The 14,622-nt window shown below is 67.8% G+C and carries 15 protein-coding genes and 1 pseudogene; 6 read left to right on the top strand and 10 right to left on the bottom strand.

The window, feature by feature from the left end:
* On the top strand, positions 1-1,005 hold a 1,005-nt coding region (locus VNR91_RS07230), incomplete at its 5' end, for a M20/M25/M40 family metallo-hydrolase (protein WP_325490097.1).
* Between the two features lie 152 nt (positions 1,006-1,157).
* Positions 1,158-1,406: a hypothetical protein gene (locus VNR91_RS07225; protein WP_325490096.1), complete on the top strand. Its 249-nt coding sequence runs from the start codon at positions 1,158-1,160 to the stop codon at positions 1,404-1,406.
* 136 nt (positions 1,407-1,542) lie between these two features.
* On the opposite strand, the gene VNR91_RS07220 is transcribed toward VNR91_RS07225, so the two are convergent.
* From VNR91_RS07220 to rpiA, 5 genes are all read right to left on the bottom strand, one after another.
* Complete coding sequence (locus VNR91_RS07220) at positions 1,543-2,349, bottom strand: Cof-type HAD-IIB family hydrolase (RefSeq protein ID WP_325490095.1); 807 nt, start codon at positions 2,347-2,349, stop codon at positions 1,543-1,545.
* The gene (gene gnd, locus VNR91_RS07215; protein WP_325490094.1) at positions 2,346-3,323 is read right to left on the bottom strand and encodes a phosphogluconate dehydrogenase (NAD(+)-dependent, decarboxylating); all 978 of its coding nucleotides are present in this window, start codon (positions 3,321-3,323) and stop codon (positions 2,346-2,348) included. The genes VNR91_RS07220 and gnd overlap by 4 nt, the downstream gene beginning before the upstream one ends.
* 29 nt (positions 3,324-3,352) lie before the next feature.
* Complete coding sequence (gene tal, locus VNR91_RS07210) at positions 3,353-4,477, bottom strand: transaldolase (RefSeq protein ID WP_325490099.1); 1,125 nt, start codon at positions 4,475-4,477, stop codon at positions 3,353-3,355.
* Complete coding sequence (gene tkt / locus VNR91_RS07205; protein WP_325490093.1) at positions 4,477-6,555, bottom strand: transketolase; 2,079 nt, start codon at positions 6,553-6,555, stop codon at positions 4,477-4,479. The genes tal and tkt overlap by 1 nt, the downstream gene beginning before the upstream one ends.
* 73 nt (positions 6,556-6,628) lie before the next feature.
* A complete protein-coding gene (rpiA, locus tag VNR91_RS07200) occupies positions 6,629-7,294 on the bottom strand; it encodes a ribose-5-phosphate isomerase RpiA (RefSeq protein ID WP_325490092.1) in 666 nt (221 codons plus the stop codon).
* A gap of 92 nt (positions 7,295-7,386) precedes the next feature.
* Here rpiA and VNR91_RS07195 point away from each other — a divergent pair, with 92 nt between their 5' ends.
* Entirely contained in the window at positions 7,387-7,911 is a 525-nt protein-coding gene (locus VNR91_RS07195; protein ID WP_325490098.1) for a gamma carbonic anhydrase family protein, read from the top strand.
* On the opposite strand, the gene VNR91_RS07190 is transcribed toward VNR91_RS07195, so the two are convergent.
* Positions 7,908-10,490, bottom strand: a complete 2,583-nt coding sequence (locus VNR91_RS07190; protein WP_325490091.1) for a M1 family metallopeptidase — start codon at positions 10,488-10,490, stop codon at positions 7,908-7,910. The two genes, VNR91_RS07195 and VNR91_RS07190, sit on opposite strands and share 4 nt — an antisense overlap.
* 131 nt (positions 10,491-10,621) lie before the next feature.
* On the opposite strand from VNR91_RS07190, the gene VNR91_RS07185 reads away from it, so the two are divergent.
* Positions 10,622-11,578, top strand: coding sequence for a nitronate monooxygenase family protein (locus VNR91_RS07185; RefSeq protein WP_325490090.1), 957 nt, complete (start codon positions 10,622-10,624; stop codon positions 11,576-11,578).
* A 159-nt stretch (positions 11,579-11,737) separates the two neighbouring features.
* On the opposite strand, the gene VNR91_RS07180 is transcribed toward VNR91_RS07185, so the two are convergent.
* Together VNR91_RS07180 and VNR91_RS07175 are read right to left on the bottom strand one after the other, a co-directional pair.
* On the bottom strand, positions 11,738-12,193 hold the full coding sequence (locus VNR91_RS07180) for a DUF1465 family protein (protein ID WP_325490089.1): 456 nt from the start codon (positions 12,191-12,193) through the stop codon (positions 11,738-11,740).
* Between the two features lie 100 nt (positions 12,194-12,293).
* Positions 12,294-12,491 carry a YdcH family protein gene (locus VNR91_RS07175; protein WP_325490088.1) on the bottom strand — a complete coding sequence of 66 codons (198 nt, stop codon included), beginning with the start codon at positions 12,489-12,491 and terminating at the stop codon, positions 12,294-12,296.
* A gap of 135 nt (positions 12,492-12,626) precedes the next feature.
* On the opposite strand from VNR91_RS07175, the gene VNR91_RS07170 reads away from it, so the two are divergent.
* Positions 12,627-12,782, top strand: a complete 156-nt coding sequence (locus tag VNR91_RS07170) for a YdcH family protein (RefSeq protein ID WP_325490087.1) — start codon at positions 12,627-12,629, stop codon at positions 12,780-12,782.
* A gap of 69 nt (positions 12,783-12,851) precedes the next feature.
* Here the strand turns inward: VNR91_RS07170 and VNR91_RS07165 are convergent, their stop codons facing one another.
* Together VNR91_RS07165 and dksA are read right to left on the bottom strand one after the other, a co-directional pair.
* Positions 12,852-13,223, bottom strand: a complete 372-nt coding sequence (locus VNR91_RS07165; protein WP_325490086.1) for a PilZ domain-containing protein — start codon at positions 13,221-13,223, stop codon at positions 12,852-12,854.
* 130 nt (positions 13,224-13,353) lie between these two features.
* Entirely contained in the window at positions 13,354-13,818 is a 465-nt protein-coding gene (dksA, locus tag VNR91_RS07160) for an RNA polymerase-binding protein DksA (RefSeq protein ID WP_325490085.1), read from the bottom strand.
* Positions 13,819-14,222: 404 nt separating this feature from the next.
* Here dksA and VNR91_RS07155 point away from each other — a divergent pair.
* Positions 14,223-14,622 (top strand): annotated as a pseudogene (locus tag VNR91_RS07155) (hypothetical protein); the annotation flags it as partial.

Genomic DNA, 14,622 nt, shown 5'->3' with positions numbered 1-14,622 from the left:
TATTTCCCCACCTTCCGCGACCTGCTCGCCGCGCCCGACGGCAGCCTGAAGGGCAAGATCGCCTTCGTCTCCAACCAGATGGCGCCGACGCAGGACGGGTCGAGCTATGGCGCCTATGGCATGGCGCGCTTCGTCGGCCCGAGCATCGCCGCGACCAAGGGCGCGGTGGCCGCCGTCATCCGCTCGATCGGCACCGATCACGGGCGCGGGCCGCACGTCGGCGGCACCAATTTCGCCAAGGGCGTCGCGCCGATCCCGGCGGCGGCGCTGTCGGTCGCCGATGCCGAGAATCTGGAGCGGATGTTCGCCCGTGCCACCGGGCCGATCACGCTGAAACTGGTGCTGACCCCACGCTTCGTCGGCACCGGCGAATCAGGCAACGTCATCGCGGAAGTGCCGGGCAGCGATCCCGATGCGGGCATCGTGCTGATCGGTGGCCACCTCGACAGCTGGGATCTGGGCACCGGTGCGATCGACGATGCGTCCGGGCTGGGCATCACCACGGCGGCGGCGAAGCGGATCATGGATTCGGGCCGCCAGCCGCGCCGGACGATCCGCGTGGTGTGGTTCGGCGCGGAGGAACCCGGCGGCTTTGGCGGCCGCGCCTATGCCGAGGCGCACGCCGGGGAACGCCATGCCACCGCCAGCGAAAGCGACTTCGGCGCCGACGCGATCTGGCGGTTCGAGGTCAATTTGCCCGACAGCGCCAAGCCGGTCGCGGACCGGCTGGCGACGGCGCTGGCGCCGCTGGGAATCACGCGCGGCAGCGGTATCGGCGGCGACGGCACCGATATCGGCCCGATCCTGAACGGCGGGGTCGCGGCGGTCGATCTCAACCAGTCGGGCCTGCGCTATTTCGACTGGCACCACACGCCCGAAGACACGCTTGATCGCATCGATCCGGTCCAGCTGCGGCAGAATGTGGCGGCGTGGACGACGATGCTCGCGGTGGTCGCCGATGCGCCAGAAGAGATCGGCAAGGTGACGCCGAAGCCAGACAATTAAGGCAGATCAAGACGGATGAAACGACGAAAATCCGTGACCAAACCTTGCTGCCCGATGAATTTGGGCGTTGACGCCTTCATTCCACCCGTTATTGCGGCAGCTTCGCGTCGGCAATCGGGCCGGCCGCGAACCATATTGCTTGGGAGCAACTAATGAAGAAGGTTCTCATTGTCGCTGCTGCCGCCGGCCTGATGTCCCTGGCCGCGTGCAACCCGTCGACCCCGGCCGCGAACGAAGCGACCGTCGACGCGACCGCGAACGCGGTCGAGGAAACTGCCGACAACCTCGACGCGCTGGCCGACGCCACGACCAACGAGACGAGCGCGATCGTCGAGAACGCTGCCGACGCGCTGCACGACGCCGCCGACAACGTTGCGGACGCTGCTGCGAACGCAAACTGATCCGGCGACCGGGCGATCCGTCGCCCGGACCAAGGGTTTCCGAAGGGCGTCTCCCGGTCATGCCGGGGGGCGCCCTTCTCATTTCGGGCGGCATTCGTAACCGCCGCTTGCGGCAAAAAATGCTGCCCCGTCGACCTTACCGCGTGCCGACGATTTCCCGGATCGCCTGCGCCACCCCTTCCGCATCGTTCCAGCCGGTGACGCGAGAGGCGGCGGCACGGACCGTATCAGGCGCATTGCCCATCGCGATCGACACCCCGACCCGCGCCAGCATCGGCAGGTCGTTGGCCTGATCGCCGATCGCGGCGGTCGCCGACAGCGGCACCCCGGCCAGTTCCGCCAGCGCGGCCACCCCGTCGCCCTTGTTCGCGCGTCGGGCGGTGATGTCGAGGTAATAGGGCTGCGACTGCGCGATCGTCGCCTCCGCACCGAACACCGCGATCGCCCGCGCCGCCAGATCGCGCAGCATTGCGGCATCGTCGCTGACGAAAGTAATCTTGTCGGCGCGGTCGTGGAAGGCGGCGAAATCGTCGGTCACTACCGGCGCCTGAGCCGAGGCGATCCGTTCTTGCGCCACGTGTGGACCGAGATCGGTGCTGGCGAGCCAGCGATCCTCGGCGAACAGCCAGCGGTCGACCGCCAGCCCGTCGGCCAGCGCGAACACCCCGCGCGCCACATCGGGCGCGATGCGGTGGTGTGCGATCACCGTTCCGTCGCGGCGAAACACGATGCCGCCGTTGAATGCCGCCATCGGCGCGTCGATCGCCAGCGCGTCGGCGATCGGTATCATCCCCGATCGCGGTCGCGCGCTGATGATGGTGAAGGCGATTCCGGCCGGCGCCAGTTGCCGGACCGCCGCGATGGTGGCGGGGGTCAATCGCTTCGCCCGATCGACCAGCGTTCCATCGACGTCCGATACCAGCAGCCGGACGGCGTCGTTCACTGCGGGATCTCGACGTGCCCGCCAAAACCGAAGCGCATCGCCGAAAGCAATTTGTCGCCGAACGTGTGATCGACGCGGCTGCGATAGCGCGAGAACAGCGCGGCGGACAGCACGTTGACCGGCACCGCCATCTCCATCGCCGCCTCGACCGTCCAATGCCCCTCGCCCGAATCCGCGACATGGCCGGAAAACTGATCGAGCCCCTGATCCTTCGCCAGCGCGATCGCGCACAGATCGAGCAGCCATGACGAGATCACGCTGCCGCGCCGCCACACCTCCGCGACGTCGGTCAGGTTGATGTCGAACCGCTCCTCCTCCGGCAGCTTGTCCGACGCCTTGGACGAGAGGACGTCGAAGCCCTCGGCATAGGCCTGCATCAACCCGTATTCGATGCCGTTGTGGACCATCTTGACGAAATGGCCGGCACCGGCCGGGCCGGCGTGGATATAGCCCTTTTCCGCGCGCGGATCGAAACGCTCGCGGCCCACAGTGCGCGGGATCATGCCGACCCCCGGCGCCATGGCGTCGAAGATCGGATCGAGCAGGTCGACCGCGTCCTTTTCGCCGCCGATCATCATGCAATAACCGCGCTCCAGCCCCCACACGCCGCCCGAGGTGCCGACATCGACGTAACGTACCCCGCGCGCGGCCAGCGCCTTCGCGCGGCGGATATCGTCCTTGTAGAAGCTGTTTCCGCCGTCGATGACGATGTCGCCGGGATCGGCCAGCGCGGCGATCGCCTCGACCGTGCTCTCGGTCGGATCGCCGGCGGGCAGCATCACCCAGAAGATCGCCGGCTGCGACAGCTTCGACTTGAGGTCGGCCAGGTCTGCCGCCCCCACCGCGCCATCCTTGACGACGTCGGCCACCGCGTCGGCGGCGCGGTCATAGACCACCAGTTCGTGGCCGTGCTCCATCAGCCGGCGGGCGATGTTGGCGCCCATCCGGCCCAGGCCGATCATTCCAACGCGCATGGCATTCTCCGCGGGGGTGACTGGGGCGATCAGGCGATATGCGGATGCTTCGCCGCGATCGCGCCGAGCAGCGTGTCGAACGCGTCGGAGAATTGCTGCACCCCGTCCTCGACCAGCCGTTCGGTCACGCCGTCAAGGTCGAGCCCGAGCCGCAGCGCGTCGGCCAGCACCTGAGTCGCCGCGGGGATGTCGGCGGTCAGCGTCTCCGCCGCGGTGCCGCGGTCCCGGAAGGCGTCGAGCGTCTTGGGCGGCACGGTGTTGACCGTATCGCGGCCGATCAGCGTGTCGATGTACAGCGTGTCGGGATAGGCGGGGTTCTTGGTCCCGGTCGACGCCCACAACAGCCGCTGCGGCTTCGCCCCCTTTGCCGCCAGCGCCTGCCAGCGTTCGGACTGGATGAAGTCGAGATACCATTGATAGGCCATCTTGGCGTTGGCGATCGCCACCTTGCCCTTCAGCGCGGCGAGCGCGTCGGCGTCGGCGTCGCCCTGTGCGACGCGATCGTCGATCGCCTTGTCGATGGTCGCGTCGATGCGGCTGACGAAGAAGCTGGCGACCCCGGCGATGCCGTCGATCGGCTCGCCGCGCGCGACGCGGGCCTCCAGACCCTCGACGTGGGCGAGCGCGACCGCCTTGTACGCCTCGATCGAGAACAGCAGGGTGACGTTGACGTTGATCCCGGCGGCGATGGTCGCGGCGATGGCGGGGACGCCGGCCGCGGTGCCGGGGATCTTGATCATCAGGTTGGGCCGGTCGACCGCCGCCCACAGTTTTGCCGCTTCCTCGATCGTGCCGTCGGTGTCGTTGGCAAGATAGGGCGAGACCTCCAGGCTGACGAAACCGTCCTTGCCGTCCAGTCGGTCGTACACCGGCTTCAACCTATCGGCGGCGTCGCGGATATCTTCGATGGCGAGATGTTCGTACCGCGCCAGCGTCGACGCCTCGGGGTTGGCGCGGTCGAACGCGGCCAGGCTGTCATCGTAAGCGGTGCCGTGGCCCATCGCCTTTTCAAAGATCGACGGGTTGGAGGTGACACCGGTCACCCCGTCATCCGCGATCAGCCTGTCCAGCCCGCCCTCGGCCAGGAAGGTCCGGTCGACGAAGTCGAGCCATACCGCCTGACCCAAATTCCCCAGATCGTTCAACCGGCCCATCATTTCGTCTCCAGCATGTGATTTGCGACCTTCACGATATTGTCGACCGTGAAGCCGTATTTGTCCTGCAATTTCGCGAGCGGCGCCGACGCACCGAACGTCGCCATCGTGATCGTTCGCCCCGCCGCGCCGACATAGCGATCCCAGCCGATCGCGCCACCCTGCTCGACCGCAAGCCGCCGCGGTACACCCGGCGGCAGCACCGACTCGCGGTAGGCCTGGTCCTGAAGCTCGAAGCGATACCAGCTTGGCAGCGACACCACCCGCGAGCGGACGCCCGCCGCCGCCAGCCGCTCATGCGCCGCCACGACCAGCGCCAGTTCGCTGCCGGTGCCGATCAGCACCATCTGGGGATCGCCGCCCTCCGCGTCGGCCAGCACGTACCCACCCTTCAGCAGCCCCTCCGCCGGCGCCAGGCCGGTCCGATCGAGCGTAGGCATCGCCTGCCGCGACAGGATCAGCGCGGTCGGGTGATCGGGCGCGGCCACCGCCGCCGCCCATGCCACCCGCGCCTCATTGGCGTCGCCGGGGCGGATCGTGTCGAGGCCGGGGATCGCGCGCAATGTGGCGAGGTGCTCGATCGGCTGGTGGGTCGGCCCGTCCTCCCCCACCCCGATCGAATCGTGGGTGAACACCCAGACCGCCGGCAGCTCCATGATCGCCGACAGCCGGATCGGTGCGCGCATATAGTCGGCGAACACCAGAAAGGTCGCGCCGAACGGCCGCAGATGCGACAGCGCCATGCCGTTGACCACCGCGCCCATGGCGTGTTCGCGCACACCGAAATGGAAGTTGCACCCGCCATAATCGTCGGCTTCGAACGATGCCCCGCCGGCGATAAGCGTCTTGGTGGAGGGCGCGAGGTCGGCCGATCCGCCGATCAGCCAGGGTACGTGCGCGGCAAGGGCGTTCTCGATCTTGCCCGCCGAATCGCGCGTCGCCAGCCCCTTCTCGTCGACCGGAAACGCCGGCAGGTCGCGGTCCCATCCGTCGGGGAGCTGATTGGCGAGCAGCTGGTCCAATTCGCGGGCGGGTCCGGGATGGGCATCATGGTAGCGCGCCAGCATCGCCTCCCACGCCTGCCGCAACGGTCGCCCGCGGCCGGCGATAGCGTCGCGAAAATGGTCCAGAACGCCGTCCGGAACCAGGAACTGCGCGTCCTCCGGCCAGCCGTAGGCGCGCTTGGTGGCGCGGACATTGTCCTCGCCCAGCGGCTCGCCGTGCGCTTTCTCGCTGCCGGCGCGGGGGGACCCATATCCGATCACCGAATGGACGACGATGAAGGTCGGGCGGTCGACGGTGGCGCGGAACGCTGCGAAGGCGCCCGCCAGCGCGTCGCAGTCATTGGCGTCATCGACATGGATGACATTCCAGCCATAGGCCTGGAAACGCAGCCCGACATCCTCGTCGAACGCCAGCGCCGTGCTGCCCTCGATCGAGATATGGTTGCTGTCATAGACCCAGCACAGATTCGACAGCTTGAGATGCCCGGCCAGGCTGGCAGCCTCGCTCGACACCCCCTCCATCATGTCGCCGTCGCCGCACAGCGCGTAGACGTCGTGGTCGAACAGCGGGAAGCCGTCGCGGTTGAACCGCGCCGCGAGCCAGCGTTCGGCGATCGCCATGCCTACCGAATTGCCGCACCCCTGCCCCAGCGGCCCGGTGGTGGTCTCGACGCCGGTGGTGTGGCGGTACTCGGGGTGACCGGGCGTCTTTGAGCCCAGCTGGCGGAAATTCTCGATGTCGTTCAGCCCGATCGCGGGCTTTCCCGTCTTGTTGCCGTCGCGATCGACCTCCTCGACCCCGGCGAGGTGCAGCAGCGCGTAGAGCAGCATCGACGCATGGCCGACCGACAGCACGAAACGGTCACGGTTCGGCCAGTCGGGCGCGGCCGGATCGGTCCGCAGGAATTGCGACCACAAGGTGTAGCCGACCGGCGCCAGCGCCATCGGCGTGCCGGGGTGGCCAGAATTGGCCTTTTGCACCGCATCCATCGCCAGCGTGCGGATCGTGTCGATGGTCAGCCGGCGCAGCGACCCATCCTCGCGGAGCTGGGGATCGGCTTGGGCATCGGACATGGCATGGCTCCGTTCTGCCGGTCCAACGCCAACGGCGCCGCCGGGTTGCAGCCCGATGCGGCGGATGGCCAGATTAACCCTGACGTTCGAGCCGGGTCACCGTCCCGTCGGTGGCGATCCACGCCGCATCGACCTCGGTCAGGAACAGGCCGTGGCCGAGCACGCCGGGGATCGCGGCGATCGCCGCCGGATCGGGCAAGGCGGGAAAGGCGCAGTCGAGCACCGGATTGCCCTGGTCGGTACGATAGGGTGTCGCCACCGCCATCCGCAGCGTCACCCGCGCGCCCAGTGCCTCCAGCCGCGCGCGCGCGAAAGCCAGCGCGAACGGCAGCACCTCGACCGGCACCGGCGCGCGGCCCAGCGCCGCGACCCGCTTCGAGCCATCGGCGACCACCACCATCCGCCGCGCGGCGGTGGCGACGATCTTTTCGCGCAGCATCGCGCCCCCCGCGCCCTTGATGCAGCGCAGGCCGTCGTCGATCTCATCGGCGCCGTCGATCGCCAGATCGACGTCGGACAGGTCGGCGAAATCGCGCAGCGTTATCCCCGCCGCACGCGCCATCGCCTCACTGGCATGCGAGGTGGCGACCGCCGTCACCGCCAGCCCGCCACGCACCCGCTCGCCCAGATGGCGGATCACATGGGCGGCGGTCGATCCGGTCCCCAGCCCGACCACCATGCCCGGCCGCACCTCATCGAGCGCGGCCAGCGCCGCCAGCTCCTTGTCGCGCTCGTGCATCGCCCTTCCTCCCCTCGTTCGCGTCGGCGGCGGAAGCGTTGCCCGCATCGCCGTCATCGGCCACGGTGATCGAAACGCACGGAGTCGATCACATGCCGCTCTACGAATTCAACGGCCAGCGCCCCTCGCTCGCTCCCGGCGCCTGGGTCGCGCCCAGCGCCGACCTGATCGGCGACGTCCAGCTGGGGGAACAGGCCAGCGTGTGGTTCGGCTCGGCGATCCGCGCCGACAACACCCCGATCGTGATCGGCGCGCGCAGCAACGTGCAAGAAGGTTCGGTGCTCCATTCCGATCCCGGCGCGCCGCTGACGATCGGCGAGGATGTGACGATCGGGCACCAAGTGATGCTGCACGGCTGCACGATCGGCGCGGGGGCGCTGATCGGCATGGGCGCGATCATCCTCAACCGCGCGGTGATCGGCGAGGGCTGCATCGTCGGCGCCGGCGCGCTGGTGACGGAGGGCAAGGTCTTTGCCCCCCGCCAGCTGATCGTCGGCGCGCCGGCGCGCGCGGTCCGCGCGCTCGACGATGCGGCACAGGCGACGCTGCGCGCCTCCGCCCTCCACTACGCGCATCGCGCCGACGCGTTCGCCGCCGGCCTGAAGCGCGTCGATTAGTTCCCGGCCCAGGCCGTCACTGCGGGCCGCAAGCGATCCGCATAGGTCGCGCGGTTCTTGATCGCGGTGACCGTGCGCAACGCGGGGCCGCGCGATCCTTCGGGCAGGTTCTTCGCCGCCCACGCCTCGACCCGGCCGATCATCGCCGGGTCGTTCGATCCGGCGGCGAGCCCGACGATGAACGACGACCGCGTGCTCGTCTCGAGCAGGCCGTTGACCAGATCGGCATTGGCCACCGCGAAATCGAACGCGAGGTCGGGATGGCCGGAGGCGATCGCCGCGAGCAGGCTGGCGCGCTGCGGTGCGGTGAACTCGTCCGCCTTGACCAGATCGAGCGCGCGCTTCGCCAGCGCATCGTCGCGCGCCACGCCCAGCAGGCTGATATAGCCGGTGCGCACCACCGGCGACGTCTCCGCGCGGGTCAACGCCAGCAGCGCGTCCCATTCGGCCGGTGTAGCGTTCAGCGCGTAGGTGCGCAGCATCGGGCGGCGGATCGACGGAGGAATCGCGCTCGAATCGCCTTTGAGCTTGCCGAAATAGCCGCGCGCCGCCGCCAGCACGGTCGCGTCGCCGGTGCTGCCCAGCGCGCCGACCAGCAATTCGCGCAGATTTGTGACCAGCGGCGTGTCGTCGCCCCTGGGTTCCAGCCCGAACCGATCCATCGCCGGTGCGATCAGCCCCATGGCCTTTGCGCGATACCGCTCGCCAAGCGGCGTGCCATCGTAGAGATCGCCGACGCGGCCGACCTGGCCGAGCACCAGCGACCACACCAGCGGATCGGCGTCGCGCTTGACCACGCCGACCGTCTCGAACCAGCGCGCCAGATCCTGGTCGCCCGACATGCCGAGCGCGAGGTCGTCGGCGAGCGTGCCGAGCTGATCGGCGACCGCGAGGGTGCCGAAACCGCGCACGATCGCGGCGTGGCCGGCGGCGTCATAGCGCGTGCGGTAATAGCCGCGCTTGCCCGGATTGATGACCAGCGTGCCGCAGCCGTCGACGCTCGCCGGCTGGGGCGACGCCCCGCGCACCGTCGCGCTCGCCACCGTGCCGCCGGCGGAAAGGGTCACCGGCACCCGCCAGTCGGTCGCCGCCTTCGACGCGTCGTCCAAGCCGAATCGGGTCTGGCTGAAGCGCGCATTGGTCTTGCCGCCCACGCACGCCGCCCCGGCGACGCTGACCAGCGGCACGCCGGCCTGAAGGGTGAAATCATGCATCATCGGCGCGACGTCATGCCCCGCCGCTGCCGAAATCTCCGCCCACAGCTGATCGGTGACGGTGTTGCCGTGCTTGTAGCGCGCCATGTAGCGGCGCACCCCGTCGCGGAACGGATCGGCACCGACGGTCGATTCCAGCATGTTGATGACCTGCTGGCCCTTTTCATAGGTGATCGCGTCGAATGCCTCGCCGATCTGGTCGACGGTCTCGACCTTGCGGATGATCGGGTGGGAGGTCGCCACCGCGTCCAGACGCATCGCGCTCTCCCGATCGGTCGCCACCGCCGCGGCATCGAGGTGCCAGTCGGGGTTGAGATCGCCGGTCGCCTTGCCCTCCATCCACGACGCGAAGCCTTCGTTCAGCCACAGGTCGTCCCACCAGCGCATGGTGACGAGGTCGCCGAACCACTGGTGCGCCATCTCGTGCGCGACGACGGTGTAGATGCGCTGCTGGTTGCTGACGGTCGCGCGCTTGGCATCGAACAGCAATTCGGGCTCGAAGTAGAAGATCGCCCCCCAATTCTCCATCGCGCCAAAGAACTGGCTGCTGCCCGGCCCGGCGATCATGTCGAGCTTTGGCAGCGGATAGGGCTGGCCGAAATAGTCGTTGTAATAGGCGAACAGGTCCTTGGCCGCCTTCAGCGCGTAATCGCCCTGATCGACCACGCCGCGCCGGGTGATCACGCCGATCTCTGTCTGGCCGGCCATCACCGTCTTGCGCTCGACATCGCCGATGCCGAGGAACAGGAGATAGCTCGACATCACCGGCGTCTCGCCAAATCGATAGAGCTGCTTGCCGCCGCTGATCTGCGCGACCGGGGCCGCCGGCATGTTGGAAAAGGCGGTCTGCCCCCTGGGCGCGACCGCCGACAGCGTGAACTTCGCCTTGAACGACGGCTCATCCCACATCGGTGCGAACCGGCGTGCGTCCGGTGCCTCGAACTGGGTGGCGAGCATCCGCTGCTTGGTGCCGTCGTCGTCGGAATAATCTATGGCGAAGAAGCCGGCGGCAGAGGTGTTGATCTTGCCCTTCCAGGCGAATGCCAGCTTGTGGCGGCCGACACTCGCCGGTTTGGGCAGGGTCACGGTCAGCGTCTGCGCCGCCTCGTCCGTGGCGAATTTCGCGGCGGCACCGTCGAACGTGGCGCTGGAGATGTTCAACTCCGCGGCGTTCAGCACGATCGTCGAAGTCGCCTGTTTCACATCGACGTCGATCGTCTCGCTGCCGGTAAAGGTCATCGCGGCGGCATCGGGCTCGACGCGAATGTCATAGGCGACCGGCAGCACCGTGCGCGGCAACTCTCCGGCGGCCATGGCCGGCGCCGATACGGTCAGCAAAAGGGCGGTAACTGCCTGGAACTTCATCGGATAGCCTCTCGATACACTATATCGCGTTTCCTGCGCCGATTTGCCGACGCGCGCAATTGCATCCGCGCCACACCAGCCGGGCGATCGCCTGTCTGGACTATCGTTTCAGTTGCGCTATGAAACTGGGCATGTCCCTGCCCTCGATCTTCGACCGCCTGCGGTTGCCCGTCATCGGCTCGCCGCTGTTCATCGTCTCTGGCCCCGAACTGGTCATCGCCCAGTGCAAGGCGGGCATCGTCGGGTCGTTTCCGGCGCTCAACGCGCGGCCGCAGGCGCTGCTCGACGAATGGCTGCACCGGATCACCGAGGAACTGGCGGCGTGGAACCGCGACAACCCCGATCGGCCGGCGGCGCCGTTCGCGGTCAACCAGATCGTCCACCGCTCCAACGACCGGCTGGAGGCGGACCTGGCGACGTGCGCCAAATGGCAGGTGCCGATCATCATCACCTCGCTGGGCGCGCGCGAGGAACTGAACACCGCCGTCCACGGCTGGGGCGGGATCACGCTGCACGACGTGATCAACGATCAGTTCGCGCACAAGGCGGTGGAAAAGGGCGCCGACGGGCTGATCGCGGTGTGTACCGGCGCGGGCGGCCACGCCGGGCGGCTCAATCCTTTCGCCTTCGTCCAGGAAATCCGTGAATGGTTCGACGGCCCGCTGGCGCTGTCGGGCGCGATCGCCAACGGCGGCGCGGTGCTGGCGGCGCAGGCGTGCGGCGCCGACCTCGCCTATATCGGGTCGCCGTTCATCGCGACCGAGGAAGCCAATGCGGTCGATGCGTACAAGAACGGCATCGTCGAGGGCCGCGCGTCGGACATCGTCTATTCCAACCTGTTCACCGGCGTGCATGGGAATTACCTGCGCGCGTCGATCGAGGCCGCGGGGATGGATCCCGACAACCTGCCCGAAGGCGATCTTTCGACGATGAATTTCGGCGGCAACCGCGAAGCCAAGGCGTGGAAGGATATCTGGGGATCGGGCCAGGGGATCGGCGCGGTTCACGCGGTGGAAAGCGTCGCCGCGCGCGTCGACCGGCTGGAGGCGGAGTATCTGGCGGCAAAGGCGCGGATCGCCGGCGCCTGACCCCGGACGACCACCGCGTGAATCGTCATCGCCAGAGGCGCGAAGCGATCCGTCGACGCGCGACCCGGATTGGTCCGCTACGCTCGCAATGACGCATGGCTGAAACCGGTGTCATCGCAGATGGCCGTCATGCCGCCTGACGACGTGGAACTGCCGGAATCAGAACGACAGCGCCAGCCGGTCGATCATCGCGCGGGCCGGACTGACGGTCAGCACCGGCTCTCCCTGCGCGCGATCGAAGCGGCCGACGCGCCGATGCAGGTCGATGCTGGCGACGATCAGGATCCGCGCCGCATCGGGCATGGTATCGATCACCGCGTCCTCGCTTTCGGGCGCGTCGCCCAGCCGGCGCGAGGGATCGAGCGCGTCGTGCGCGCGCAATTCGCCCGCCAGCACCGCGCGCTGGGTCAGCAGCCAGGCGATGACGTGCATCAGCCGCGTCGTCACCTTCATCGATTCGCATGAGAACACCACGCGCGACAGCCCGTCGAGCATGTCGCGGTCGCCGCGCCCCGCATCGTCGAAATAGCCGCGCGCCTCATCGGCGAGCAGCATCGATTCGACATAGAGCGTGTCGACCAGGCGCCGGCGCAATTGGATATTGTTGTCCCCCATCGCGCCACGGTGCCACGAACCGCAAGCCATGCAAGAGGCTTATGTGGTTAATCGACGAATCCCGTCCCAATCCGGCGCGCCTGTGCGACGGCGGGGCGGTTCAGGCGATGATGTCGGGGATCAGCTGGTCCTCCAGCAGCGCGATCTCGTCGCGCAGCCGCAGCTTGTTGCGTTTCAGCCGGGCGATCTGAAGCTGGTCGGGCGCGGCACTGCCGCCGAGCGCGGTGATGGCGTCGTCCATGTCGCGGTGGGCGACGCGAAGATATTCGATCCGGCGGGTAATCTCGGCCTCGTCCACTCCCCGTGTCCCTCCCGATCGGCCTGCCGCCGAAAACCACACGCTCTATCGATTGCACTGAAAATGGCCCGCGACAAGCGCGCGGAAGCATGATCTATTGATCGGCCCAGCAACCTGGCAAGGAGGATAACATCCATGCAGACCGCGCACATCTCTGCACTCGAGGCGAAGCACGCCTCGCTCGACAGCAGGATTGCCGTAGAACAGGCGCGCCCCGCGCCCGACCGGCTGGTGATCGCTGACCTGAAGCGCCGCAAGCTGCGCGTCAAGGAAGAACTGTCGCCTTCCTGATCCCGATCAAGGGGCCGGAGGGGGAGTCCCCTCCCGCCCCGTTATCGACCACCAGACCTGAAATTGCCGTCAGCGTCGCGGAAACGCGGTCGTCGACACATTCTTCCGGCCCGTGCCGACGGGCTTGCGCGCCGCCTTGGGATCGATCGCTTTGTCAAAGGCCATGCCGATCCGCCCATCGGTCGCCCAGGCGATCCGGCCACGCACCCAGCCCAGCCCGCGCACCTCGATCTCGACGACGTCGCCGACGTTCACCAGCCCGGCATATTCCGCCATCAACCCGCCCGAAGACAGATTGCGCACGCGGACCTGGACCGGCTCGGCCAGCCCGGTCAGCCGTAGCGCGGCGGCGAGCAGCAGGCTGTCGCGCGCGCCGCTGCGCTGCGCCGACGTATCATCGGATGCGGCGGAAACCAGCGAATCGTATGAAAGTCGGTCCATCGATGAACTCGGTCCAGCTAAACGGTATTGGTGACGCGTCCCCGCGTTACACCACGGATCGCCTTCCAAAGCGTTAACCGGGCGCCGGGTTCCCGGCCGTGTCCCAAAACCGGCCCGGACCCCGGCCAGCTCAGTCCTCGCGCGAGACCCGCTCGTTGCGCTCGTGCTTTTCCTGGGCCTCGACCGTCATCGTCGCGATCGGGCGCGCCTCCAGCCGGCCCAGCGCGATCGGTTCGCCGGTCACCTCGCAATAGCCATATTCGCCGTCGTCGATCCGGCGCAGCGCGGCGTCGATCTTGGCGATCAGCTTGCGCTGGCGATCGCGGGTGCGCAGTTCGATCGACCAGTCGGTCTCGCTGGTCGCGCGATCGGCCAGATCGGCTTCACGCAGCGAATCGGTCTGGAGCTGCGAAAGCGTGCCCTGCGCCTCGCGATAGATCGCTTCCTTCCAGATATTGAGCTTCGCGCGGAAATATTCCTGTTGCCGCGGATTCATGAACGGCTCGTCGGCGCTTGGCCGATATCCGTCGATTTCGTCATTCGCCGGTACGCGCCAGGCCTCGAAATCGCCCGACTGATCTAGAACAGTGGCCATCCACACTCTCCACGCCAGCCTGTCCGAGCGCGTCGACGCTCCGACAGACCGCCTTTTTCCCCGCCGCGCCTATAGGCAAAGCCGCCGCCCCCGACAAGGGAACGATTGCGGCCGTGCCCGACGCTATCCCCTCTATCTCGCTGGGAATTTCGGCAGGTTGAACGGATCGGTCGCCTCGCGTTCATCAACGCGGGGGCGTGTCGGACAGCAGAAACGTCATCCAAAACTGTCCGAAAATAGAACATTAATCATGATTTCGAGCACAGGAGCCGACGTTTTTCTGATTCTGGACAGCAAACCATGGTTAACTTGGTTGCACTTAACGGTTTGTTCTGCCCTTTTAGCCAATGCGTCGGTGGATGCTGCGCTCCGCGGCAAGCCGAACTGAACGGAAGAGTTGGACGATGTCGGTACGGATGGCTCTCGCCAAACTTTGCGCCTGCGCCGCAGGGGGGGCTCTGGTCGGCGGTGGCGCGGTGCATGTCGCCGAGCAGGCGCAAGCCAAGCGGATCTACTCGAGCAAGGTCGCCAAGCCGCGAGTCGCGCAGAAGCGTGTCGTCCGCAAGAAGGTGGCGGTCGCCGCCCCGGTCTGCGCCCGCGCCAAGCCCGGCACCACCGTCACCCGCAGCTATGTCGGCAGCGGCGCGTCGCGGCGGCTGCGCTGCGTCGTCACGCGGACCGTCACCACGACCACGCCGGCGGTGGTGATGACCGCCCAGGGCGCCCCGATCCCGCTGCCCCCGCCCTACACCGGGTCGAGCGGCGAGATGCCGATCGTCGCCGGTGGCGGCGGCGGTGGCGGCG

This window comes from Sphingomonas sp. (assembly GCF_035555815.1).
Taxonomy (GTDB): Bacteria; Pseudomonadota; Alphaproteobacteria; order Sphingomonadales; family Sphingomonadaceae; genus Sphingomonas.
Note: the sequence above shows the minus strand (reverse complement) of the source record. Positions and strands in the feature narration are given on the sequence as shown.

Coding starts and splice junctions, on each gene's coding strand:
- VNR91_RS07225 (WP_325490096.1), top strand. CDS start 1,158: ATGAAGAAGGTTCTCATTGTCGCTGCTGCCGCCGGCCTGATGTCCCTG.
- gnd (WP_325490094.1), bottom strand. CDS start 3,323: ATGCGCGTTGGAATGATCGGCCTGGGCCGGATGGGCGCCAACATCGCC.
- tal (WP_325490099.1), bottom strand. CDS start 4,477: ATGGGCCGGTTGAACGATCTGGGGAATTTGGGTCAGGCGGTATGGCTC.
- tkt (WP_325490093.1), bottom strand. CDS start 6,555: ATGTCCGATGCCCAAGCCGATCCCCAGCTCCGCGAGGATGGGTCGCTG.
- rpiA (WP_325490092.1), bottom strand. CDS start 7,294: ATGCACGAGCGCGACAAGGAGCTGGCGGCGCTGGCCGCGCTCGATGAG.
- VNR91_RS07195 (WP_325490098.1), top strand. CDS start 7,387: ATGCCGCTCTACGAATTCAACGGCCAGCGCCCCTCGCTCGCTCCCGGC.
- VNR91_RS07190 (WP_325490091.1), bottom strand. CDS start 10,490: ATGAAGTTCCAGGCAGTTACCGCCCTTTTGCTGACCGTATCGGCGCCG.
- VNR91_RS07185 (WP_325490090.1), top strand. CDS start 10,622: ATGTCCCTGCCCTCGATCTTCGACCGCCTGCGGTTGCCCGTCATCGGC.
- VNR91_RS07180 (WP_325490089.1), bottom strand. CDS start 12,193: ATGGGGGACAACAATATCCAATTGCGCCGGCGCCTGGTCGACACGCTC.
- VNR91_RS07170 (WP_325490087.1), top strand. CDS start 12,627: ATGCAGACCGCGCACATCTCTGCACTCGAGGCGAAGCACGCCTCGCTC.
- VNR91_RS07165 (WP_325490086.1), bottom strand. CDS start 13,223: ATGGACCGACTTTCATACGATTCGCTGGTTTCCGCCGCATCCGATGAT.
- dksA (WP_325490085.1), bottom strand. CDS start 13,818: ATGGCCACTGTTCTAGATCAGTCGGGCGATTTCGAGGCCTGGCGCGTA.